At 62.7% G+C, this 22,127-nt stretch carries 17 protein-coding genes; 7 read left to right on the top strand and 10 right to left on the bottom strand.

Annotation, left to right across the window (positions count from 1 at the left end; translation table 11 throughout):
* Positions 1 to 82: 82 nt before the first annotated feature.
* The 4 genes from galE to ACVIGB_RS47570 form a co-directional block, all read right to left on the bottom strand.
* Positions 83 to 1,078, bottom strand: a complete 996-nt coding sequence (gene galE / locus ACVIGB_RS47585; RefSeq protein WP_456724060.1) for a UDP-glucose 4-epimerase GalE — start codon at positions 1,076 to 1,078, stop codon at positions 83 to 85.
* A 171-nt stretch (positions 1,079 to 1,249) separates the two neighbouring features.
* Complete coding sequence (locus tag ACVIGB_RS47580) at positions 1,250 to 1,879, bottom strand: transglutaminase-like cysteine peptidase (protein WP_229167067.1); 630 nt, start codon at positions 1,877 to 1,879, stop codon at positions 1,250 to 1,252.
* 327 nt (positions 1,880 to 2,206) lie between these two features.
* Positions 2,207 to 2,869, bottom strand: a complete 663-nt coding sequence (locus ACVIGB_RS47575) for a ParA family protein (RefSeq protein WP_092125246.1) — start codon at positions 2,867 to 2,869, stop codon at positions 2,207 to 2,209.
* Between the two features lie 15 nt (positions 2,870 to 2,884).
* Positions 2,885 to 4,120, bottom strand: a complete 1,236-nt coding sequence (locus ACVIGB_RS47570; protein WP_456725255.1) for a glycosyltransferase family 4 protein — start codon at positions 4,118 to 4,120, stop codon at positions 2,885 to 2,887.
* Positions 4,121 to 4,317: 197 nt separating this feature from the next.
* Between ACVIGB_RS47570 and ACVIGB_RS47565 the strand changes: the two genes are divergently transcribed.
* Together ACVIGB_RS47565 and ACVIGB_RS47560 are read left to right on the top strand one after the other, a co-directional pair.
* Positions 4,318 to 5,265, top strand: coding sequence for a hypothetical protein (locus tag ACVIGB_RS47565; protein WP_456724061.1), 948 nt, complete (start codon positions 4,318 to 4,320; stop codon positions 5,263 to 5,265).
* Positions 5,266 to 5,290: 25 nt separating this feature from the next.
* The gene (locus ACVIGB_RS47560; protein WP_456724062.1) at positions 5,291 to 7,846 is read left to right on the top strand and encodes a glycosyltransferase; all 2,556 of its coding nucleotides are present in this window, start codon (positions 5,291 to 5,293) and stop codon (positions 7,844 to 7,846) included.
* Here ACVIGB_RS47560 and ACVIGB_RS47555 read toward each other — a convergent pair.
* Positions 7,787 to 10,126, bottom strand: a complete 2,340-nt coding sequence (locus tag ACVIGB_RS47555) for a glycosyltransferase family 2 protein (RefSeq protein WP_456724063.1) — start codon at positions 10,124 to 10,126, stop codon at positions 7,787 to 7,789. The two genes, ACVIGB_RS47560 and ACVIGB_RS47555, sit on opposite strands and share 60 nt — an antisense overlap.
* Before the next feature lie 227 nt (positions 10,127 to 10,353).
* Between ACVIGB_RS47555 and ACVIGB_RS47550 the strand changes: the two genes are divergently transcribed.
* Entirely contained in the window at positions 10,354 to 11,661 is a 1,308-nt protein-coding gene (locus tag ACVIGB_RS47550; protein WP_092125242.1) for a UDP-glucose dehydrogenase family protein, read from the top strand.
* 137 nt (positions 11,662 to 11,798) lie between these two features.
* Here ACVIGB_RS47550 and rfbD read toward each other — a convergent pair whose 3' ends face one another.
* A complete protein-coding gene (gene rfbD, locus ACVIGB_RS47545) occupies positions 11,799 to 12,713 on the bottom strand; it encodes a dTDP-4-dehydrorhamnose reductase (RefSeq protein WP_456724064.1) in 915 nt (304 codons plus the stop codon).
* Entirely contained in the window at positions 12,713 to 13,267 is a 555-nt protein-coding gene (rfbC, locus tag ACVIGB_RS47540; RefSeq protein WP_223968343.1) for a dTDP-4-dehydrorhamnose 3,5-epimerase, read from the bottom strand. Before rfbC ends, rfbD begins: the two co-directional genes overlap by 1 nt.
* A gap of 109 nt (positions 13,268 to 13,376) precedes the next feature.
* Between rfbC and rfbA the strand changes: the two genes are divergently transcribed.
* The 3 genes from rfbA (at position 13,377) to ACVIGB_RS47525 (ending at position 16,078) form a co-directional block, all read left to right on the top strand.
* Positions 13,377 to 14,288: a glucose-1-phosphate thymidylyltransferase RfbA gene (rfbA, locus tag ACVIGB_RS47535; RefSeq protein WP_207836577.1), complete on the top strand. Its 912-nt coding sequence runs from the start codon at positions 13,377 to 13,379 to the stop codon at positions 14,286 to 14,288.
* Positions 14,278 to 15,345, top strand: a complete 1,068-nt coding sequence (gene rfbB, locus ACVIGB_RS47530) for a dTDP-glucose 4,6-dehydratase (RefSeq protein WP_456724065.1) — start codon at positions 14,278 to 14,280, stop codon at positions 15,343 to 15,345. Before rfbA ends, rfbB begins: the two co-directional genes overlap by 11 nt.
* A gap of 166 nt (positions 15,346 to 15,511) precedes the next feature.
* Positions 15,512 to 16,078 (top strand): hypothetical protein, encoded by a 567-nt coding sequence (locus ACVIGB_RS47525; protein WP_456724066.1) that lies wholly within the window; start codon positions 15,512 to 15,514, stop codon positions 16,076 to 16,078.
* Between the two features lie 132 nt (positions 16,079 to 16,210).
* Here ACVIGB_RS47525 and ACVIGB_RS47520 read toward each other — a convergent pair whose 3' ends face one another.
* Positions 16,211 to 17,440 carry a glycosyltransferase family 92 protein gene (locus ACVIGB_RS47520; RefSeq protein WP_456724067.1) on the bottom strand — a complete coding sequence of 410 codons (1,230 nt, stop codon included), beginning with the start codon at positions 17,438 to 17,440 and terminating at the stop codon, positions 16,211 to 16,213.
* Between the two features lie 292 nt (positions 17,441 to 17,732).
* Here ACVIGB_RS47520 and ACVIGB_RS47515 point away from each other — a divergent pair, with 292 nt between their 5' ends.
* Positions 17,733 to 18,878, top strand: coding sequence for a hypothetical protein (locus tag ACVIGB_RS47515; protein ID WP_456725256.1), 1,146 nt, complete (start codon positions 17,733 to 17,735; stop codon positions 18,876 to 18,878).
* A 105-nt stretch (positions 18,879 to 18,983) separates the two neighbouring features.
* Here ACVIGB_RS47515 and ACVIGB_RS47510 read toward each other — a convergent pair whose 3' ends face one another.
* Together ACVIGB_RS47510 and ACVIGB_RS47505 are read right to left on the bottom strand one after the other, a co-directional pair.
* Complete coding sequence (locus tag ACVIGB_RS47510; RefSeq protein WP_456724068.1) at positions 18,984 to 19,907, bottom strand: glycosyltransferase family 2 protein; 924 nt, start codon at positions 19,905 to 19,907, stop codon at positions 18,984 to 18,986.
* Positions 19,908 to 19,918: 11 nt separating this feature from the next.
* The gene (locus ACVIGB_RS47505) at positions 19,919 to 22,126 is read right to left on the bottom strand and encodes a glycoside hydrolase family 99-like domain-containing protein (protein WP_456725257.1); all 2,208 of its coding nucleotides are present in this window, start codon (positions 22,124 to 22,126) and stop codon (positions 19,919 to 19,921) included.
* Between the last annotated feature and the right edge of the window lies 1 nt (position 22,127).

Raw genomic sequence — 22,127 nt, 5'->3', positions numbered from 1 at the left:
CCGTTTTGGGCATGATCTCCGCGCAAACGTGTTCCGCGTTTGTCGCGACGGAAAGCCGCTTCGTACTTTTCCGAATCATGCCCTATCGCCGGCGCGGATGCGCCTTCTGGTGCCACGCCCAGGCCGAGCGAATGATGTAGCCGAGATCCGACCGGCTCGCCTTGAAACCGAGGCCGCTTTGCGACCTGGAGGGATCGGCAACCAGGATCGGCGGATCGCCGGCCCTGCGTTCGCGCACCACGCTCGGCACCGCTTCACCGGTCTCGGCGCGGATCGCGTCGAGCACCTCGCGCACCGAATAGCCGGTGCCGGTGCCGAGGTTGAACACACCGCCGGCGCTCCCTTTCAACAACAATTCGAGCGCTGCGATATGGGCGGCGGCGAGATCGTCGACATGGATGTAGTCGCGCACCGCGGTGCCGTCAGGCGTCTCATAATCTTCGCCGAAGATCGCAAAGTCCGGCACGTGCCCGAGCAGCGCCATCAGCGCGCGCGGAATCAAATGCGTCTCGGGATCGCGGAGCTCGCCGATGGTGCCGGATGCATCGGCGCCGCAGGCGTTGAAGTAGCGCAGGCAGACCGATTTGAACTGATAGGCGGCGCGATAATCATCGAGCATCTGCTCGATCATGAATTTGGAGCGGCCGTAGGGATTGACGGTCGGCCCCGCGGCGCTCTCGGGAATGGGATCGCGCCCGGCATTGCCATAGACGGCGCCGGTGCTGGAAAACACCAGGCGATAGCAGCCTGCCTCGCGCATGCCGCGCAGCAGGCCGAGCGTGCCGGCAACGTTATTGCCAAAGTATTTCTGCGGATCCGCGACGGACTCGCCGACCGCGCTAAACGCGGCGAAGTGCATCACGGCCAGCGCATCGTGCTCGCGGATGGTGGCGGCGATCTTGTCGTGGTCGGCGACGTCGCCGGTCACGAGCGGTCCCCATTGCACGAAGTTGCGGTGGCCGGTGGAGAGGTTGTCATAGACGACGGGGAGAAACCCGGCCTCGGCGACCGCCTTGGCGCAATGGGATCCGATGTATCCCGCGCCGCCCGTGATGAGGATCGAACCCCTGCTCGCCATTGAAAATGCCGTCCCTGCGCGGACCAATCCCGCGCCTCAACAAACGCAATGATGGGTACGACATTCCGTCCGGCGCGGCAAAATGACGATGGGAATAGCGTTAAGACCGAACGGATTTACCGCCGCAGCGACGGTTAACGCGCCCTAGCGGCGCGTTGGCTAACTCAGATGTCAGACGCCGGCCTGTGCGAGGGCGGCCCAGCGATCGGGGCTCGCCGGGGTCTGCATCCTGACCCAGCGATAGCGCGCCTGCGACCAGTTGCGGATCTGCGCGTTCAGATTGTCGAGCACGACATCGCCGCCCTGGGCGCGGACCACCAGCACGAGATGATGCTCGCCCCAGGAGGTCACCACCTCGCTCAGCAGCAGGTTGCGCATCGGCCAGCCGCGCGCCAGCAGCTCGTGGCGCTTGCTGACGGCATAGTCGTTGCAATCGCCGCGAGCCGGATTGATCAGCCATTCCTCGCCGGCGAGGCCGCGCTCGTTGCGCTGTGGTGCGATGCTGCGATTGACCGAGGCATTGACCTCGATCAGGTCGGCCATGCGCTGCTTGGTCAGACGTGTGGCGCCGCCGCGGAACACCATGCGGGCGCGCGGCTTCGGCTTGCATTCGTCGGCATAGCGCATGCAGAACATGACGTAGGCCATCGGCGCCAGCGTCGGCTCGCTGAAGCGGATCTTCTCGACCATGCCGCGCAGCGGCAGCGGCGAGCCGATCATTGCAGCCTGCGTTTGCTGCGCGCTGGTCCCGAGTGCGACGATGGCCAGCAGCAGGGCCATCACTCTCTTGACGTTGTACATTCTTCACTCCCCACAGTGAGGGGAAGCATGTACGGGAAATGTCTTGAGCTTAGGCTCAGGCGCGCGGCGGCATTTGCCTCAAATGCCGAGAGGCGCGCGAGCAGTCTGTTAACCAAACAAGGTTCGCGCGCCGGCAAGCCTTTCGGTTGCCGAACGATAACGCGCGTGCAGGCGACGGATCGCGACTCCATCGCGCTTCCGGGCCATTTCTCCTGCAGTTTCGGAGGACGCCGCCGTCAGATGAAGCGGCAGCTGCGGCGCAGAATTTCTTGTTGCCATGCAGGCATGGTTAGCCTGATGTGAGGCAGCCGAAGCGCCCAGTTGAATCTAGACCGTCACGCGCTGCCGGGGTGCGATCCCGCACCAGCTCATGACGAGATCGGCGAGCGTCTTGATCTCGATATCCGCGGGCGTACCGCTGGCGAAATCGGCAACCGATTGTCCCAGCGCGACGGCGCGAACATAGGCCGAGCGGCTTCCGATCATCGGCCCGATCTCTTCGTCGAGCGTATCCAGCTCCTCGATCAGCTGCTGCCCCTCGAGCGTGCGCTGGTCGACGCGGTTCGGCACGATCATGGCACGGAGCGCCGTTCGTCGCGTCGCGCGCACCTCACGCACGATGTCGAGCGTCCTTGCGGTGGCCTCGATGTCGAGGCCGGACGGCGTACAGGGCATCAGCACGATATTGGCGACCGCGAGCACGGCGCCCAGCACCCGGTCGTTGGGCGCGGAATCCACGACGATGATCTGATGCGGAATCTGGCGCATCAGCCTGGCCCATTCGGCAACCGGCCGGGTTTCCGGATCAAGCTGGTAGACGGGGAACGACAAATTGCCGGGCTCGGCCCAGTGACAGGCGGACGCCTGCGAGTCGGCGTCGACCAGTCCGACCAAGCCCGTACGCCGATCCAGTTCTGCAGCCAGCAAAACCGCAAGGGTCGTCTTTCCGACCCCGCCCTTGCGCTGGGCAACCGAGATGACAAGCGGCATCGCTAGCTCCTGGCGTTATCCCCCGTGCGTGCGCGGGAGGACACCTTCATCGACGAGCGTCAGCATCCGGGGCAGACAGACCCGCTTTGCGTCGTAATTGTCTCGCACAAAGCTCCTCGCCTTCATCCGCATCTTCTTGAAGGCTTTCGGCCGTGACAGCACCGAGACGACCTGATCCGACAACGCATCAGTATCAAAAAACGGCGCCAGCAGGCCGTTGCCGTCCGAGATGATATCGCGAAGCGGAGCCGTGTCGGATGCCACCACCGCGCATCCCGCACTCATGGCCTCCAGCAGCGACCATGACAGCACGAAGGGATAGGTCAGATAGACGTGCACCGAGGAGATCTGCAGCAGCGCGAGATACTGCTCCCGGGGAATCCGGCCGAGGAAATGCACGCGGCGCAGGTCGATGTCCGATCTGATTTCGTCCAGGAACATCGACTTCCAGCTCGAGCCCTTCGGCGGATTCGCGCCGTAGGATGTCCCGCTGCCGCCGACGATCACCACCTGCGCATTCGGCCGTGCGGCCAATATCCTCGGCAGCGACCGCATGAAGACATGGAATCCGCGCACCGGCTCCAGATTGCGCGAGACGTAGGTGATCACCTCGTCGTCCGCCGACAGTGTCGCGCCGTTCGGAAGCTGAAACCTGGCGACGGGATTGGGCTTCACCTCGTCGGTGTCGACGCCCTCGTGGATGACATCGATCTTGCTCTGAAACTCGCGGGGAAAGGTCGACCTCTGCCATGGCGTCGGCGAAACGCCGGAATCGCATTCCGTGAGCGCCAGCAGCGTCGTCGCGTTCTTCAGATGCAGTGCGACATTGCCGTCGAGCCCCGTCATCGGAAACTCGGGATCGAAGCCGACGTCCCTGCCTTCGGCGCCGTAGTAGAATTCGCAATAGAGGATGATCCGCGCTCTCGGAAACATCGTGCGCAGCGGCAGCGTCTCCCCCCAACCGGGATGCGCGAAGATCAGGTCGGGCACGAAGTCCTGCCCCGACAGCGACGACAGCGCATACAGGACCTCTTCGGCACGCCGCGCTTCGACATCGAAGCGGCGGGCAAAGGGATGGACCATCGCGGAGTCCGACTTGGTCGTCGAATATTTCAGCAGCCGGATATCCCGCGTCGTGCTCGCGGTCGATGAACCGACCGCAACGACCTTGTTTCCGGGCTGCTCCGCGAGCGCACGCGCAATGTGGCGGTACTGGGCTGGAAAGTTGTTGTGGACGAAGAGGACGTTCATTGGCGGGCGGGCGCGCCCCCCGGCCGCGCGGTCTTCGGTTGGGGTCATGTTCGATATCATGACCGGCAGGGTGTCTTCGATATGCACGTGCGAACTATCTCACCGGATTAACATTAAGCCCCCCCTTCTATCACACCAATTTTTGGGGCACACTGTTGGAAACATATCGACCCATTCCGTTAGGCTCGCAGGCGACCATGAACGAACAGATTCAGCAGAAAACCATTGACCTGGCTCGGGGTCTTTTCCTGGTTCGCTACAATGGCGCGGAGGACAAGACATCACCTCCGGTGGTGCGCGTCTATGCCGATCGCACCAGCCTTAACAATTGTAACATTATTACCGGACCCGATGCGGCCAATGGAACCCTGTTTGCGCCCGAGACCGCGCTGGTCGTGTCGGTGGCCCGGCCAAGCCGCCTGATCGTCGAGGTCACGGCGGGGCGCGCGGGCGGCTCGACTGCCGCCAATATCAAGATCGAACCGCTGACCCAGGGACAACCGGTCGGACAACCGGCCGTGCAGCCGATCGGTCAGCCGGCCGGCCAGCCATTCGACGCCTACGAGCCCGAGGCCGATCCTGACGGGCTGAGCGCCCTCAAGCTGCTCGCGCATGTCGCGGGCTTGGGTGACGTGACGGTGGGCCCGAATACGTGGATTGCCGGACCGGCCGCTCCGGCCCGGATCGAGGGAATTTCGCTCGAATGGCCGAACAAGCCGTACGATCTCAATTTGCAATATGCGGTCAAGTTCGCCCGGCCGCAGCGCGGCGACAACCAGTTCGTTCCGCTCGGAACCTTTGCCGGAACCCGGGGACGCGCGCTGGCCATCACCGGGTTCTCGCTGGAAGCCACCGGCCCCGGCGCGGATCGCTACGCCATCGCCGCCGAAACCATCTTCCTCGGGGCTCCCGCCTTGCGCGTAACCGGGAACCGGATTGTGGTATCGGGTCCCTCAGGCCGGGAACCCCTGGTGGGCCTCAAGCTCAGTCTCGAAGAGCACCGGGCGCAGGCAGCGCCCCTCGCGCCCCGGCAGCCAATGCGCGCTGAGCCCGCCCCCGCGATGCCGCGCCAGGAGGCACCGCGCCTCGAGGGACGGGTGCGGGTATTCCGGAGCCGGCAGAGCGCCGTCAAGACGGCGGGCTGACCATGCGGGCAGACAAGGGCGACATTTGACCGCCGACGCGCGCAGCATCGCCTTTACGTCCAGAACGCTCCATCACGTCGATCTCGAGCGGGCCGCTGTCAGCGCGCTCGAGGCACGTGATTTCCGTCGCGCATTCGCGCTCGCCGACCGCCGCTGCCGGATCTTGCCGCATCCGGGCGCCCGCGCCTATTTGCTGCGCGCAGAAGCGCTGTTTCGCCTCGATCTCAAGGAAGCGGCGGTCGCCAGCGTCGCCAAAGCGCTCGAGCTCGAACCGGACGATCTTGCCGCCGCGCGGCGAATGATGGCTTGGGGCGACGGCCTTGCGCAGATCGAAGCCGCACGAAGCGTCGCGCGGCGCGATGACGATCCGGAGTCAGTCCGGAGCGCGCTCCTGCTGCTCGAGCAGAACGGTCAGGACAGCTGCGCCCGTATCGACTTCCTCGATGAGGAGGTGAAGGGATGGGTGACATGGCGAGGCGCTGACGATCCGCACCTTTCGCTGGCGCAGGCGGATCAATCCAGCACCGTCCAGCTTCCCGCCGATCCCCGTCACAGGTTTGCGCTCAATGGGCGACGTGCTGCGAGCTTCCGTCTGATGCGGCCGCCGTCCGCGGCCTCGCAGCGCCTCGAGATCGCTCAAGCTGGCCGCGTCATCGCGAGCGTTCAGCTCCCGGCCAACCGCGCGCCGGATCGCCGCGAGGCGCCACAGCGGCCGCCTCGCGCCGGGAGCGCCGAAACTCCGCCGCTCACCATCATCATTCCGGTTTACCGGGATTTGGCCGCAACGCGCGCCTGCATCGAGAGCGCATTGACGGCCGTGGCCTGCACGCCGGGCGCGACCATCGTCGCCGTCGATGACGCGTCGCCCGAGCCCGACATCAAGCGCCTGCTCGGCGAACTGGCGTCCGGGCAGCGCATCCGGCTCCTGACCAACGCGCACAATCTGGGCTTTGTCGGCGCGGTCAACCGGGCGCTTGCCGAGACCGATACCGGCGACGTCGTGCTGTTGAACTCGGATACGACGGTGCCGAAACACGCGCTGCAACGGTTGCGGAGCGTCGTGCAATCGACGCCCGGCGTGGGCACTGCGACCCCGCTCTCGAACAACGGCGAATATACCAGCTTTCCAATTCCGAACCGGTCGAACCCCCTGCCCTCGCCCGACGAGCTGGAATTGCTGGACGAGCTTGCCGGCACGGCGAATTCCGGGATCGCCATCGACATTCCCAACGGCGTCGGGTTCTGCCTCTACATCACCCGCGAATGCCTCGACGCCGTGCATGAGCTCTCCGACGACTTCTATCGCGGCTATCTTGAAGACGTCGACTTCTGTCTGCGCGCCGCGGAGGCCGGTTTCCGCAATGTGTGCATCCCGTCGGTGTTTGTCGGACACGAAGGTTCGCGCTCGTTTCTTGGCGAGAAGCGTTCGCTGGTGCTGCGCAATCTTCGCGTGCTCGAACACCGTTACCGGCGCTATGCGACGGAGTGCGCGGCGTTCCTGCTCGCCGATCCGCTGCGCGATTGCCGCGCGGCGCTTGAGCTCAAGCTGCTCTCCAACGAACCGCGCGCCGCCAGCCCACATGTCATCCTCTGCGGCTCCGCCGTTGGCCGCGAGATTGCCATCAGGCGGTGCAGGCAGCTCGCGGCGGACAACAAGCGCGGTCTGATCGTTCACTTCCGCGCCGAGGGACGACGCCAGCTGGCTGCAATCTTCGCTCCGGATGGCCGAGCCCCGCAGTCGATCGCACTCGACGTTGCGACAGCTGAGGGCCGCGAGGCCCTTCTGAGGTTTATCACCGGTCTCCAAGTCCGCTCGCTCGAAATTTCGGAACCGAACCGCATCCCCGGCGCATGTCTCGTGCAGCTCACGCAACATTTCGCCTACGAGCTCCTGATCACCGACACCAGACTTGCCGACCGCGCCGCGATTGGATCCGGCCTCCATCCGGACTGGACCGGTCTCGTCGAAGGGGCCCGAGGCGTGATCGCGATCGGCGAAGACGGGGCAGCCTTTTCGGTGTCGGTTCTCGGCCTGCAAGTGGTCAGGCCGAGCGACCCGCTGGTGCGGCCGGCGCGGCATCCTGCCGCGAGCGGCCCGGCGCGTCTCGGCCTGCTTGCCCTGCGCGGCAGCGCGGCGGAATTTCGCTTCGTCAGAGCGCTCAGCGATCAAATCGCCAATGCCCATGCAGACACCGAGATCATCGTGCTCGGCACCACCCTCGACGACCTCAAGCTGATGCAGCGGACGAATGTCATGGTCACCGGCGAAATCGCCGTCGACGACGTCGCGACACTCATCGAAGGTCACAGCATCACGAAACTGGTGCTCGACATCGGCGAACCGGCATTCGGGCATCCGCTGGTCGACGCGCTGCTGGCGACCGGATTGCCGGCCGCCGCGACGGAATGGCTTCCGACACCGTCGGGACGTAGCCGAAAGACCGACCTGAAGCTGCAGCCAGGCTTTGACGCCGATGAAACGGTTGCCGCTGTCCTCGACTGGGTGGTCGAGGATGTGCAGTTACATCCCGATCGGAGGAGCAGTCGGCACAGGCGGGAGGTTGGCGCGCGGCTTCCATGACCGCGGCGGCCATGCGAGCGAAGAGAACGGCGTCGAATCCAGCCCGAGCAGCGGGCTGTAATAGGGATCGTCGAGCAGCACCTCACCCCACTTCGCGCGCAGCATTGCCAGCTCGCGCCCGAAGCGTGCTTTGCGGTCCGGCGTGGAATCGCGGCCCCGGCTCGCCGACTCCAGGTGAACGAGTTTCGCGTCCGGCGTGAATACGATCCGCTTTCCGAGCTGGCGCAGCTTCAGGCACAGATCGATATCGTTGAAACTGATCGGAAAGCGGACCTCATCCATGCCGCCGACGGCCACGAAATCGCGCTTGCGCATCAAGAGGCACGCGGCCGTCACCGCCGAACATTCGTGCGCCACCTGGAGCAGATCGCCGTAGCCGGGATCACCATCCATTCGGTCGTTGAAGGCATGCGCAGCCGAGAAATTGGCTCCCAGCACCACCCCGCCATGCTGCACGACGCTGCTCGGCCAGAGCAGCTTTGCGCCGACCGCTCCGACGTCGGGAGCAGAGAGCCGCCACAGCATCTCCGCGAGCCAGCCGTCGTCGAGCGCCTGGACGTCGTTGTTGAGAAAGCAGATGTTCTCCGTGTCGACGCAATCGACGGCGGCGTTGTTGATGGCTGCGAAGTTGAAGGGCCCGTCGACCGAAATGACGTCGATGTCGTCCGCTGAAAGACCCTCGAGATAGTCCAGCGCTTCCGGCTCGCTCGAGCTGTTGTCGACGACGAGAATCCGGGCGTTGGTCTCATGTGCGGCCGGCAGGACCGTCTCGATACAGCGCTTGAGGAGTTCGGCGCGGTTTCTGGTCGGGATGATGATGGTGGTGCGCTCGTTCCAATCGACCGCGCGCTTGACCCGCACAGCTGGAAGAAGCCCCGCTTTCCGCGGCTCGACATTCGCCTCGACGCCGATCCTGGCAAAATACGCTTGGCTTGCAGCGACCAGTTCGGCGGTTGCGACGGAGGCATCAATTCGCGGCAACGCCGCAACCGATCCCGGAAGATGATAGGTACGCTCGGCATCCACGCAGCCAATGAAGATGTCGTAGAGCGACGTCGCCGATCGCAGCGCTTCCACCGCGCGTTCCCGGCGCACCGCAAAGCAATACGCGCCATAGCCCTGCTCGAGCGTACGTTCGCGATCGAACGCCGAGAACGCCAACGGCCAGACGGCACCGGCGCCGGCCGCGACCTCGACGTCGCCATAGACGAGATCGCAGCCGGGCTCGGACGCGAAGACATCGGCGAAGCGCTGCAAGGCATCTTCCGCAAGGATCGTCCCGCTCAGGCAGAAGACGAAGAACGCGCTATTGGCGGCATCGCCGTCGACGAACTCGCGCGCAGCCTTCGGATCGAACTGACTGAACCCCCGCGCCGGCAGAGACACCGCCGACCAGGCCGCGTGCCGCTGGGCCTCTAAGCTCTCGATGCTTTCGTCCACCCTGGCATCCCCGATCAGGACGACCGCGGCCTCGGATGGAACGTCAGACGGTGCTGTCGGCGAGAATCGCTCTTTCCAGCTGCGATAGGTGTGGAACGGCACCGAGGCAGGCAGGAGCTGATCGAACAATTGTCCGCGCAGCCGCTCGCTATCCCAGCGTCCGAGCTCCGCGATGGTCTGCTCCAGGCCGCGCTCGAAAGCGACGAATGCGACCGGCTCCGAGATCAGGCTCCGTCCCGAAATTGTCCGCGCCGACAGCCCGCGCACGCGACCGTCGGCAAAATGCTCGGGCAGATGAAAGTCGATCCGGCGGCCGACGCCGAACTCGCCGCCCCGCGCAACGTTGGTCCACCCGGTCGGCTTCACGGTCATCACCGGCCGTTGCGCAATCAGGATCTCGATGTCTTCGTCGACGTCCTGCGAAAGCCAGCCCTCGAAGCGCAAGCCTCCGGCCCATTTGATATCGCCGATTCGGTGCCACTGCGCTTCCGGTGCAGCGGCATCGCAGCGAATCGGAGCACCGACGGGACTTCCGATATTTGCCAGTCTTGCCTCGATGATCGCAGCGTTCGAGCTGACCTCGTCCTGCACGTTGAACGTAAAGCCAAATCGACCGTCGCCGATTCCGGCATCGGCAAGCTCTGTTACAAACTCGTCACACAATGATGACATGTATGGCTCGCCGTCGACCAGCAGTTCGACGGCGTAGCGTCGGCTAGGATCGGCGCGGTCATAAACAAATCCAGAAAACGTGGTGCGATCGTATCTGGAGAATTGCGTTTGCAACGACGCGTATTCAGCTCCTGAGGGCCTCTGCTTGCCTATCGTCTTCGTGCTCATGTCCACCCCTCAAACGGCGGCTCGATTGTCGGTCGATTTCAAGTTGAGAATGTGTCCATGGCGCGCCCAAGGTGATTAGCGGGCACTCAACCGCACTGAGGCCATCACCGTTTGCACAAAAAGCCGCCGAGCTCCAACACAATCGATACGTTATAAAACTTGGCGTTATCGGCGACAATTGTGCTAGTGCTAACTCCTCCTCTCCACACTGATCGACGAGCGGATTCATGAAGATTGCAATGGTTGGAACGGGATATGTAGGTCTCGTATCCGGAGCGTGTTTTGCCGATTTCGGCCATCAGGTCGTTTGTGTCGACAAGGACGCCGGCAAGATCGAAGCCCTGAAGCGTGGCAAGATCCCGATCTACGAAACCGACCTCGATAAGCTCGTCGAGACCAATGCCGCCGCCGGACGGCTGACCTTCACGACGGAGCTCGCGGGCGCCGTCGGCGACGCCGATGCCGTCTTCATCGCGGTGGGAACGCCCTCGCGGCGCGGCGATGGCCATGCGGACCTGAGCTACGTCTATGCTGCCGCCAAGGAGATCGGCGCAGCGCTCAAGAAGTTCACCGTGGTGGTGACGAAGTCGACCGTGCCCGTCGGCACCGGCGACGAGGTGGAACGCCTGATCCGCGAGACCCGTCCCGACGCGGATTTCGCGGTTGCTTCGAACCCCGAATTCCTGCGCGAAGGCGCCGCGATCCAGGATTTTCGCCATCCCGACCGGATCGTCGTCGGCACCGAGGACGATCGGGCCAAGAGGGTAATGGGCGAAGTCTATCGCCCGCTCTATTTGAACCAGGCGCCGATCCTCTATACCGCACGACGCACGGCGGAATTGATCAAATACGCCGCAAATGCCTTCCTCGCCACCAAGATCACCTTCATCAACGAGATCGCCGATCTCTCTGAAAAGGTCGGGGCGAACGTACAGGAAGTCGCGCGCGGCATCGGGCTCGACAACCGGATCGGAACCAAGTTCCTGCATGCCGGCGCAGGCTATGGCGGCTCGTGCTTCCCGAAGGATACCCGCGCCTTGTTCAAGACGGCGCTCGATCACGACGTCCAGCTGAAGATCGTCGAAGCCACGCTGACCGCGAACGACAACCGCAAGCGCGCGATGGCGCGCAAGGTCGCCAATGTGCTCGGCGGCGAGCTGCGCGGCAAGACGATCGGCGTACTCGGCCTGACCTTCAAACCCGATACCGACGACATGCGCGAGGCACCGTCGATCCCGCTGATCAACGGCCTGATCGACTTTGGCGCGAGCGTTCGCGCCTACGATCCGGTCGGCATGGAGCAGGCCCGCAAGGAATTGCCCGAGATCGCGTACTGCAAGGACGCCTATGAATGCGCCCGCCAGGCGGATGCGCTGGTGATCGTGACCGAATGGCGCCAGTTCCGAGCGCTCGATCTCAAGCGCATCAAGCAGGAAATGAAGCATCCGGTCGTCGTCGACCTGCGCAACATCTACCGGCCGGACGAGATGGCCGCGCACGGCTTCACCTACGACAGCATCGGCCGGCCGCGCTAAGCGGCGGTGCCGGCGCCGTCCAATCCCAAAGCGCGATGAGGTTGAATCCTCATCGCGCTTTTTGCTTGTTGTCTCACGATCAACTCAGCGCAAACGCCTGGCATTTGCCGCAGGAAATCCGCTCCGCACTTTGGGCTCTAGGCGTGGGCGGGCGCGCCGAGCTGGACATACGAGTCCAGCTCGCGTGCGAGCGCTTCCTGCCACGTCGGCATCGCGACCCCGAACTGCGTCTTGAGCCGCGTCAGATCCAACCGTGAATTGCCCGGACGTATCGCTTTGGTCGGGAAATCGGCCGTCGCAATCGGCACGATGTTGTCGACGGCGAGTGTGACGCCACGAGACCTCAGCCCGCCGACAATGGCGGTTGCAAAGCCGTGCCAGCTGGTTTCGCCGGCGCAAACGAGATTGACGACACCGCCCCTGCGCGCGAGCTGATCGTGCAGCGTGGTGATGTTCGGCAGCACGATCCCGGCGACCGCGCTCGCAATCGCTTGTGCCGTCGTCGGCGCGCCGATTTGATCGGCCACGATCCGCAGCTCCTTACGCTCGCCGGCGAGCCGCGCGATGGTGCGCAGGAAATTCGTGCCCTTTGCGGCATAGACCCAGGAGGTGCGCGCGATCAGATGCGCCCCGCCGGCCGCCTGGATCGCGAGATCGCCGGCAAGCTTGCTCGCGCCGTAGGCTGACAACGGTTCGGTCGGGCTGTCCTCGCGCCACGACCGGTCGCCTGAACCATTGAAAACGTAGTCCGTGGAGAAATGCACCAGCGGCACGCGGTTCGCTGCCGCCCATTTCGCGAGCGCTTCGGGTCCCCTGGCGTTGACCAGGAACGCCAGCTCGTGCTCGTCCTCGGCGCGATCAACGGCTGTGTATGCAGCCGGATTGATGATGAGATCGGGCTTTAGCCTCTCGAGCTCGCCCGTCAACATCTCCGGCTTCGCGAGATCGAACTCCGCGGTCGGCGGCGCGATGATGGTGGTGCCGTGGCCTTCCAGCAGAGGCTTGAGCGCACCGCCGACCTGGCCGCGCGTTCCCGTCAAAAGAATCCGCATCAGATTTGTCCATAGGTCGGAAGATTGCTGGCGTCGGCGAGCAGCGGCGCATCCGCATCCTTGGCCGACAGCTGTGGCTTATCGACGCCCCATTTGATCCCGATCGCCGGATCGTTCCACCGGATTGAGAGCTCGTCCTTCGGGCTGTAGAAGTCATCGCATTTGTAGAAGAAGTCGGCGGTTTCCGAGAGCACCACGAAGCCGTGGGCAAAACCGCGCGGCACCCATAGCTGACGGCGGTTGTCCTCGCTCAACTCAACCGCGACATGCCTGCCGAAGTTCGGGCTGCCGATACGCACGTCGACGGCAACGTCCAGCACCTTGCCGCGCAGCACGGTCACGAGCTTGCCCTGGGTGAGCGGGTTTTGCAGGTGCAGCCCGCGCAGCACGCCGTAGGCCGAGCGGGACATGTTGTCCTGCACGAAGGGTCGCGTGATGCCGTGCTCGACATAACGGGGCGACTGGTAGGTCTCGAGGAAGAAGCCGCGCTGGTCGCCGAACAGCTTCGGCTCGACGATCAGAACTTCAGGAAGCTCGGTCTTGATGACGTTCATTTAACATTTGTTCCAGTTTGACGCGCCCGAAATGTTAATTTCCACCTCATAACAAACTTGTGCGGCGCACGCTATATGTTATGTTTTGATAATCAAACTGTGAGGGACCATGAAAGGCATTATCCTTGCCGGTGGCACCGGCTCGCGTCTCTACCCCGTCACGACCGTCGTCTCCAAGCAGCTGCTGCCCGTCTTCGACAAGCCGATGATCTATTATCCGCTGTCGACGCTGATGCTCGGCGGAATCCGCGATATCCTGATCATCTCCACGCCGCAGGACAAGCCGCTGTTCCAGCGCCTGCTCGGCGACGGCAGCGAGATGGGTGTCCGGTTCGCCTATGCCACCCAGGAGACCCCGCGGGGTCTCGCCGACGCCTTCATCGTGGGACGCGACTTCATCGGCGATGACTCCGTCGCCCTTGTGTTAGGGGATAACATTTTCTACGGCCACGGCCTGCCGAGCATGCTGTCGGCCGCCTCGGTCCGCAAGAAGGGCGCCACCGTGTTCGGCTACGTCGTCAACGCGCCGGAACAGTACGGCGTGATCGAGCTGGACGGCACCGGACGGGCGCTATCGATCGAGGAGAAGCCGAAACGGCCGAAGTCCAACGTCGCGGTCACCGGTCTCTATTTCTACGACAATGACGTGGTCGATATCGCCGCCGGCATCAAGCCGTCGCCGCGCGGCGAGATCGAGATCACCGACGTCAACAAGGCCTATCTCGAGCGCGGCGACCTCTATGTCGAGGTGCTCGGCCGCGGCTTCGCGTGGCTCGACACCGGCACCCATTCCTCGCTGGTCGAGGCCAGCCATTTCGTCCAGATCCTGGAGCAGCGCCAGGGCCTGCGCATCGCCTGCCCCGAGGAGATCGCCCTGCGCCAGGGTTACATCTCGCTGGAAGCCTTCGCGAGGGTGGCACAGAAGACCGCCAAGAGCAGCTACGGCGAGTATCTGCTGTCGGTCTACCGCTCGTTCCAGGGTCAGCCCCGCACTGCCGAGGTATTCAAACATGCGGTTTAAGGGATCGACGATCTTCGTCACCGGCGGCGCCGGCTTCATCGGCTCCGCCGTGGTCCGGCACCTGCTGCGAGATACTCACGCCCGCGTCGTCAACATCGACAAGCTGACCTATGCGGCAAACCTGGCCTCCCTGCCCGGCTCGACCGAGAGCCTGAACTACACCTTCGAAAAGGCCTGCATCTGCGAGGGACAAGTCCTGCGCCGGCTGTTCGAGAAATATCAGCCCGATGCGGTGATGAATCTTGCCGCGGAAAGCCATGTCGACCGCTCGATCGACGGCCCCGGCGAATTCATCCAGACCAACATCGTCGGTACCTTCACGATCCTGCAGGAGACGCTGCGCCACTGGCGCACGCTCTCGCCCGAGAAGCGCGACCAGTTCCGCTTCCTGCACATCTCGACCGACGAGGTGTTCGGTTCGCTCGGCGACGAAGGCCTGTTCACCGAGACCACGGCGTACGCGCCGAACTCGCCCTATTCGGCCAGCAAGGCATCATCAGATCATCTGGTACGCGCCTGGCGCGAGACCTACGAGCTGCCGACCCTGGTGACCAACTGCTCCAACAATTACGGCCCCTATCACTTCCCGGAAAAGCTGATCCCGCACATGATCATCAAGGGGCTCGCCGGCGAGCCGCTGCCGGTCTATGGCGACGGCCAGAACGTCCGCGACTGGCTGTTCGTCGAGGATCACGCCAAGGCGCTGACCTTGGTGCTGGAACGCGGCGAGGTCGGCGAGACCTACAATGTCGGCGGCCGCAACGAGCGCACCAACCTGCACGTCGTGGAAAGCATCTGCGACCTGCTCGATGACGTGATGCCGGCTGCGGCAGGCCCGCGGCGCCAGCTGATCAATTTCGTCGCCGACCGGCCCGGCCACGACCGCCGCTACGCCATCGACGCCACCAAGCTCGAGACCGAGCTCGGCTGGCGCGCCGAGGAGAATTTCGAGACCGGCATCGCCAAGACAGTGCGCTGGTATGTCGACGAGCAACCCTGGTGGCGCGCGATCCTGGAGCGCGGCTACAAGGTGGAGCGCGTCGGGCTGAACCAGTAATCGCCGCTCTCTCCAAGCCGTCGGCGTGGATAGCCAACAGGAAGCCGAGAAGCGCGATGAAGATTCAACCGGATCTCATCGTGGCTTGACGAGCCGCGACCGCCTTCCGACGGTGGATTGGCAACCACCCGCCAGACAACAAATCGAGAAACCAAGGGATCCCGCCATGAACATCGCAATGGACGGTCAGGAACAGACATTGTTCAAAAGCTTCGTGGATCTCTCGACGCGCTATCTGGAGTTCGGGTCGGGCGGCAGCACCTGGCTCGCCTGTCAAACCAAGAAGGAGTGGGTCATTTCCATCGATTCCTCCTCGGAATGGCTCTCCAAGGTCGCCGACGCCACGCGCGGTGCGAGCACCCAGCCGCTGCTGCTGCACGTCGATATCGGCAAGCTGCGCGAGTGGGGTTACCCGGTGGAGAAGGAGAAGGAGAGCTCCTGGCCCGACTATCACGAACGCATCTGGGAGCGTCCGGAAAGCAAGACGGCGGACTTGTACTTCGTCGACGGCCGGTTTCGCGTGGCCTGCTTCGTGCAGTGCGTGCTGCACGCCGCGCCGGGAGCCTTCATCGCAATTCACGACTTCGAGAACCGTCCCCACTACCATTCCGTGCGGACGGTCGCGCGCGAAATCGCGCGTGCCAACAACATGTCTGTCTTCCAGAGGCCGGCAAAGATTGACATCGAAGCTGCGCAAGACTTGCTTGCGAAATACCGGCTAGAGCCCCTGTAACCGATCGCTGCGCAGTTGATCGCCGCGATCAACGGTCACTTCAAGCACAATGGACAATTTATGGGGCGCACCGCCTTGGCGCGCCCTCCTCCGGCGAGGATATCGCCGTTCCCGGATTCAGCTGTCCTGGATTCAGCTCTGAACCAGTTTCTTCAGCTCCGGCAGAAACCGCTGGATCGTCGCGTCTTCGATATCGTTGCGATCCCGCAATGTGAAGAACTCCATCGCGCGGATCTTCTCAGGATCGCCATCGGCCAACGGCCGGCCGCGCTCACGCTTCTTCAGCAATTGTTGCCGCGACTTCGTGTAGTAGTGATTGATGACGAGCTTGTCCCGCTTGGGAGCCGTGCAGCGCCCGCCGATCGGGAAAACGGGCGTGCCGTCTTCCTGGACGTAGCAGCCCAGAACGAGCGATTGATGGGGATGCAGGTAGGACACGATGGTGTCCGGCCGAATGATCGACTTCATGATGAAATGATCCGGGAAGTCGTCCGGAGCGCGACGCGTGAAGGACTCGATGCACAAGCCGGCCGGCTTCGCGTCGTGACCGTTCGATCCGAAGTTCAACCAATGCACCGCCACCGCCGGCGCTGATCCAACCTCCGCCAGGACGTCCTTGATGTTGCCGGCCTTGGTCGGAAACAGGTACTCATCGGCATCGATGAAGGCGCACCATTCCGAGCAATTGCGATAGCTGTCGATCGCATGAGAGAACGCGCGCATCTGGCCAAATTCGCCCTCCACGAAATGATAGGTGATCATTTCGGGCCAAGGGAAGGATTCGATCACGTCGCGCGTGTTGTCGGTGCTGCCGTTGTCGTAGAGGTAGAAGTGATCGACTCCGACCAGTCTATGAAAGTGCAGCCATTCCAAGAGGTCGTCGCCCTCGTTCTTGATGGCGCACACGGCGGCCAGGCCGTGCTTCTTCCGATCGACCCCGACATAGAGCTTCTTCGCCTCCATCACGCGCAAGAGGCCGGCAAACTCGCGCCGCAGATTTTCGCTTTTCGGGGCCGCAGCGAGCGCAGAAAGATAAACATCCTGCGCTTCGTGAGCTGATCCCATGTTGAGATCCGCGATCGCAAGGCGATGCAATATCCGCGAGTCGGACGGCAGCTGCTTGACGAGGTCGAGAAGGATTGCGCGCGCTCCGGCGAAATCACATGCCTGCACAAGCGCTGCCGCCTTTGCAAACTGGAATTCCTTGTAGTGGCCGTATTGCTGCTCCAACTGCTCGACCGATTGGATGAGGTCGTCGGGCTTCGGATTCGCGATCCGCCCGGAAAAGAAATCTCGAAGCCTTGTCTCGATCTCACTTGCTGGAAGCGTATCGAGATTCACGCCTGAGCTGAAACTAGACAATGCAGGAATTTCCATGTCCAACCTGAGCCGCTCCCCACGAGATCAACAAGCAATTACCATTGGTTCGCACCACGAATTCCCTATTAGCGCACTTATCCTACAAGAATAAGGCTATAACACGTAGTGCTCACATTTAACTGTTGTAAGGTTATTTCGAGGAAAATCAATATAATAGAAGCAGAGGGCTCGCTGTCATTTGCACGAAACCGTCGCACGGGACGGGAACGATCGGAGGTCGCCAATGAACAATGGGAATGCAGCAGTCCGTAAGCCGTTCGCGCTTACAAGACGGATGTTTTTGACATCGTTATCCGCAAGCCTCCTGCCCGGCTCGCTCAGCGTCCTGGGTTCCGGCCATCCTGCTGCGGCCGCGGCAGCTTCCCGGCCCCTGGTCGGAGCGATCCGATGGGACGCCTGGTATGCGCCGGGCTCGCAGCCGACCGAAGCCATGAAGCAATCGCTCGGTCCCGAAAAATATCGCTGGCGAACGCCGTTCTTCGGAACGCAGATGAACCGCGATCCCAACGCGCTCGATTTTTCGGCTTCGATCGAGGCCGAGATGGACAAGGAGATCGACCAGGCCATCTTTGCAGGACTGGACTATTGGGCGTTTGCCGCCTACGGCGCAAACCACCCGATGTCGAAAGCCCTGTACGCGTTCAGAGCCCGGCCAAAGGCAGCCGAACTGAGATACTGCATGTTCACCGAGCTCGGGCGATGGGGATCGGCAGCCAAGCTATCCTCACTGCCCCAGGAGCACATCGGCCTCATGGCGGACAAGAACTATCTGAGGGTGGAGGGCGATCGGCCGCTGTACTTCCTGGGCTTCATCAAGGGGGCGGACGTGCAGCGAAGCTGGGGAGGCGTGCAAGGTCTGCGCACCCAGCTCGGCAAGTTCAAATCCGACGCCAACGGCGCCGGGCTTGCCGATCCCTACATCGTGCTGGCGGGAGACACGAAATTCCTGAGCCAGGAGGCCGCCAATCTGGGCGCCGACGCGGTCGGATCATATGCGATCACAACCGGCAACGGCCGCGGAAGCTTTGCAGATCTCGCGAAGTATGCCGAAAAGGGCTGGAACGATCTGTCCGCGAGCCAGGTCCCCGTCGTGCCCACGGTGATGACCGGATGGGACAGGCGCCCGCGCATCGAACGTCCCGTGCCCTGGGAGACCAAGCAGCGTCCCGGCGATGGGGTCACCAATTTCTACACCGCGCCGACGAAGAAGGAATTGGCCGGCCATCTGGCGCAATCGATCAGCTGGGTGAACAGCCGTGCGCCCGATCGTCGGGCCCCCGCGGTGCTGATCTATGCCTGGAACGAAAATGACGAAGGTGGCTGGCTGGTCCCCACCGTGCCCTGCCAAACCGATCGCCTGGAAGCGCTGCGCGAAGTTCTCAAGACGACCGCAAAGACGGCGTCGAAAAACCTCTGCTAGGTCGGTTTAGAGACGTGTGTCGCGGCTTGCGTGAAGCCGCGCCGCACGCTCAATCAGGGCTCCGTTCCGATTGCATCGGAACGGACAAGGCAGGCTTGTCCCCGATCAGCGCCAACGCAGCGGCCTGGTCCGATCGTTCGACTCGACCGTCCGATGCTCCGGATGATAGGGCGCGTAGATCTGCTTGACCCAATAATTGAAGTTCGGGTGCAGCTTCACGAAGTCATAGAACGAATCGCCGAAATTGGACGGGCTGAGGCAGGTCTTGTTTTGCGGCCGCGACGAGATTGCATTCAGGCAATACGACTCCATGCAAGCCTTGGTCTCACTCTCCGCCACCTTGCTCAGACTTCGGAAGCTGTTGGTTGAGTGGAGCCGATACAGATAGCGGTCGGACTCGAGATAGGTCGGCTCGACCTTGGTGACGGCGCGCAGGGCGAAGTCCCAGTCGTGACAGTATTTGAGATCGGCGAGCCAGCCCACCTGCCGCAGCAGTTCACGGCTGAAGACGAAGTTTCCGGTCGACGCGGCGATCTGGGAATCCAGGAATGTCCAGGACAGCGGCGCACCCGCAATCTGGGCCCGATCGATTGCATAGCGCAGGCGCGTGGGAAACTGGTAGTTGCTGATCGACTTGCCGTGCTCGTCGATCGGCTCAACGGCCGAGAAGCCGAAGAACAGCCGCTCATTGGCATATTGATCCGCGAACAGCCGAACCCGCTCCTTCGAAAAGGCATCGTCCGAGTTCAAAAGGAAGATCATGTCGCCGCTCGTCAGCGACAATGCCCTGTTCCAGGTGTAGTGGGCGCCGAGGTTTTGCGGGTTCTTGAGCAGCTTGCAGGAGACAAAGCGCTTTCCGAACGACCGCTTCTTGATCACCTTCTGCGCGACGTCAAAACTCTTGTCCGGCGAATGGTCGTCGACGATGACGAGCTCAATGTCGGCAAAAGTCTGCTGATAGACAGTCTCGAGGCATTCCTCGAGATACTGCTCGTGCTTGTAGCACGCGATGACGACACTTGCGAGCATCGGCGGCGACCTCAACGTCTCACGATGATCGAATGGCGGGACCGCACCAGCGCGCTGGCGCCGTCGCCGACCTCCAGCACCGCAAGCTGATATTCGCCATCCGGCAAGTCTCGAATCGAGAACGACAGCTGGAAGCCGAAATAGCAGTCCTTGCTTTCGGCCTTCATATACTCCTTCACGTCGACGCGCTCGTGCCAATCGACGATCAGGCAGTACCCGCTATTGACCGCGCTATCCGGCGCAAACGCCGACAGCACCAGGAATCCGGTTCTTTGCCGGCTTGCCTCGAACGTATTGCCCGCGCAGATCCAACCACGCACCAAAATCTCGAAGCGCGGATCGACGATCACCCGCTCGCCGGTCTGAGAATTGATGTTCTCGATGACCAGCAATGAACCTGCCGGATTGTCGGACGCGCCCTCTGCCTCAACCGGCGTACCGTTCCTGACGCGCTGCACGCCCGAATGGGTGAGACCTGACCGGTGCAGGTTTGCCAGCACTTCGACATGCGTCGAGGCCTCCTTTACCGCCCACTCCAGCTCCTGCCTGCTCAGGCAATCCAGCAGATCCGGGCTATTTCGGATCTGGGCTGAAATCGGCTCAGCCGAAGCCACCCTTCGCACGACGTCGAGGAATGCTCGTCCATGACGCGAATCCGGCTCGAGATGAGCCCCCTCCGCCCACTCGTTCCAGGAATTGATGAACACCAATGACTCGGAGAAGCTGTTGCCCTTGGCCCGCAGCGTCGCGTCGCGAAGCCAGACCTCAAACGCCTCCGGACTGGACCTGGTGAAGACGTGACCGCGCGCGCCCTTGCGAGGCGTATTGTCCCAGCGCGGCATCACGGCAGGAAAGAACGGGAAATCGTAGGTCTTGCCGATCGACGATCGCATCGCATCGACATAGTCGTACACCTTTCCGGCGAAGGTCGGCGGAGCATCGACTTCGGCCGGCGGCACCTCCCGCGTCGAGACCGTGTGCGGCGGAAACTCGATCGCAGCATCACAATTGACGTCGCGCGGATCGAACTCTCCGAACGTCATCGCATTGCAAATCAGCAGTTCGCCGATTCCAAGCTCTCTGGCCCTCTCGCGCCAAATCTCGAACAGACGCTGCTTGTCCGGCAACAATGACGGTCTGTAGACGACGATGATCTTTCGACCGTCGACCGTGATGTAGCGCTCATCGAGCAGCAGGTCGGCCATGTCGTCGATGAAGCGGACATCGTCATCCAGCGAGTGATTTTGTCCCAACAGGAGCTCGGCATCGGAGCCGTCCCACCGGCGCGACCAGTTCTCGTTGGCCCAGCAGATGCAGAATGGCAGGTTCGGCTCGCCGTCCTCGAGCAGGAGCTGAAGCGGCTTTTCCAGCAGCCGTCGTCCCTGAAACCAGTAGACGTAGTAGCAAAATCCATCGATGCCGTACTTGCGCGCGAGCTCGCCCTGCTGACGGCGCGTCTCCGGCAGCCGGACGTCATAGAATCCAAGATCGGCAGGCAACCATGGCGATTCGTGAGCCGGAAACTGGGCACGCATGCGCGCGACGTTGGTCCACTCGGTGAACCCCGGTCCCCACCACCTGTCATTTTCTTCAAATGAATGGAATTGCGGCAGGTAGAAGCAAATGTAGCGCACCTCTTTGGTGGCGGCGTCCGCCGGTCCGGCAATTGTCCTGCTGTCGTTGTTCGGAAACAGCAGATCGTCGTAGTCCTCGATCGAGAAACCCAGCGCAACGACCACCTCGCTCGGCGTAAAATTCTCGAACAGCGGTATCTCGTAGTATTCGCCATCGTTCAGGCTGATGCGCAGATAGATCTGCGCATGCTTGGGCTCCACGAGCGTGTTTCGGAGGGCGCGCGCCAGCCGACGGCGCACACCCGGCGTGGATAGATCGATCCGGAATCCGGGACGTCCGATCACGCTCCGCGGACCGATGCGGGCCGGCATGGATCGGCCGGTGCGTCCCTCTTCGACACAGTGGGAAGCGACAAAGAGCGCTATCGAAACCGTTGAAGCTGGCGACTGGGCATCGACAATCCAGCCCGAGATTCCCCGCCCCGAATATTCGAGGATCGCGCCACGCAACCGCGATCCCGACTGAAGATCGCTGATATCGGGATCCAGGAACAGGCTCTGCGGATGGTCTTCCTGCTGAACCGGACTGGCAACGGGCAACATATCCTTCGTATCCCTGACGCTCCGTTCGACCATCTTGTTCATT

Source organism: Bradyrhizobium sp. USDA 4341 (genome assembly GCF_054063755.1).
This window is presented reverse-complemented; position numbering and strand designations above follow the sequence as displayed.

What these genes read in the sequence shown, in the direction of transcription:
- rfbB (WP_456724065.1), top strand. Translation starts at nt 14,278, where the DNA reads ATGCGGTTTAAGGGATCGACGATCTTCGTCACCGGCGGCGCCGGCTTC.
- ACVIGB_RS47570 (WP_456725255.1), bottom strand. Translation starts at nt 4,120, where the DNA reads ATGAACGTCCTCTTCGTCCACAACAACTTTCCAGCCCAGTACCGCCAC.
- ACVIGB_RS47575 (WP_092125246.1), bottom strand. Translation starts at nt 2,869, where the DNA reads ATGCCGCTTGTCATCTCGGTTGCCCAGCGCAAGGGCGGGGTCGGAAAG.
- rfbC (WP_223968343.1), bottom strand. Translation starts at nt 13,267, where the DNA reads ATGAACGTCATCAAGACCGAGCTTCCTGAAGTTCTGATCGTCGAGCCG.
- ACVIGB_RS47565 (WP_456724061.1), top strand. Translation starts at nt 4,318, where the DNA reads ATGAACGAACAGATTCAGCAGAAAACCATTGACCTGGCTCGGGGTCTT.
- ACVIGB_RS47525 (WP_456724066.1), top strand. Translation starts at nt 15,512, where the DNA reads ATGAACATCGCAATGGACGGTCAGGAACAGACATTGTTCAAAAGCTTC.
- rfbD (WP_456724064.1), bottom strand. Translation starts at nt 12,713, where the DNA reads ATGCGGATTCTTTTGACGGGAACGCGCGGCCAGGTCGGCGGTGCGCTC.
- ACVIGB_RS47510 (WP_456724068.1), bottom strand. Translation starts at nt 19,907, where the DNA reads ATGCTCGCAAGTGTCGTCATCGCGTGCTACAAGCACGAGCAGTATCTC.
- galE (WP_456724060.1), bottom strand. Translation starts at nt 1,078, where the DNA reads ATGGCGAGCAGGGGTTCGATCCTCATCACGGGCGGCGCGGGATACATC.
- ACVIGB_RS47550 (WP_092125242.1), top strand. Translation starts at nt 10,354, where the DNA reads ATGAAGATTGCAATGGTTGGAACGGGATATGTAGGTCTCGTATCCGGA.
- rfbA (WP_207836577.1), top strand. Translation starts at nt 13,377, where the DNA reads ATGAAAGGCATTATCCTTGCCGGTGGCACCGGCTCGCGTCTCTACCCC.
- ACVIGB_RS47515 (WP_456725256.1), top strand. Translation starts at nt 17,733, where the DNA reads ATGTTTTTGACATCGTTATCCGCAAGCCTCCTGCCCGGCTCGCTCAGC.
- ACVIGB_RS47580 (WP_229167067.1), bottom strand. Translation starts at nt 1,879, where the DNA reads ATGTACAACGTCAAGAGAGTGATGGCCCTGCTGCTGGCCATCGTCGCA.
- ACVIGB_RS47505 (WP_456725257.1), bottom strand. Translation starts at nt 22,126, where the DNA reads ATGAACAAGATGGTCGAACGGAGCGTCAGGGATACGAAGGATATGTTG.
- ACVIGB_RS47555 (WP_456724063.1), bottom strand. Translation starts at nt 10,126, where the DNA reads ATGAGCACGAAGACGATAGGCAAGCAGAGGCCCTCAGGAGCTGAATAC.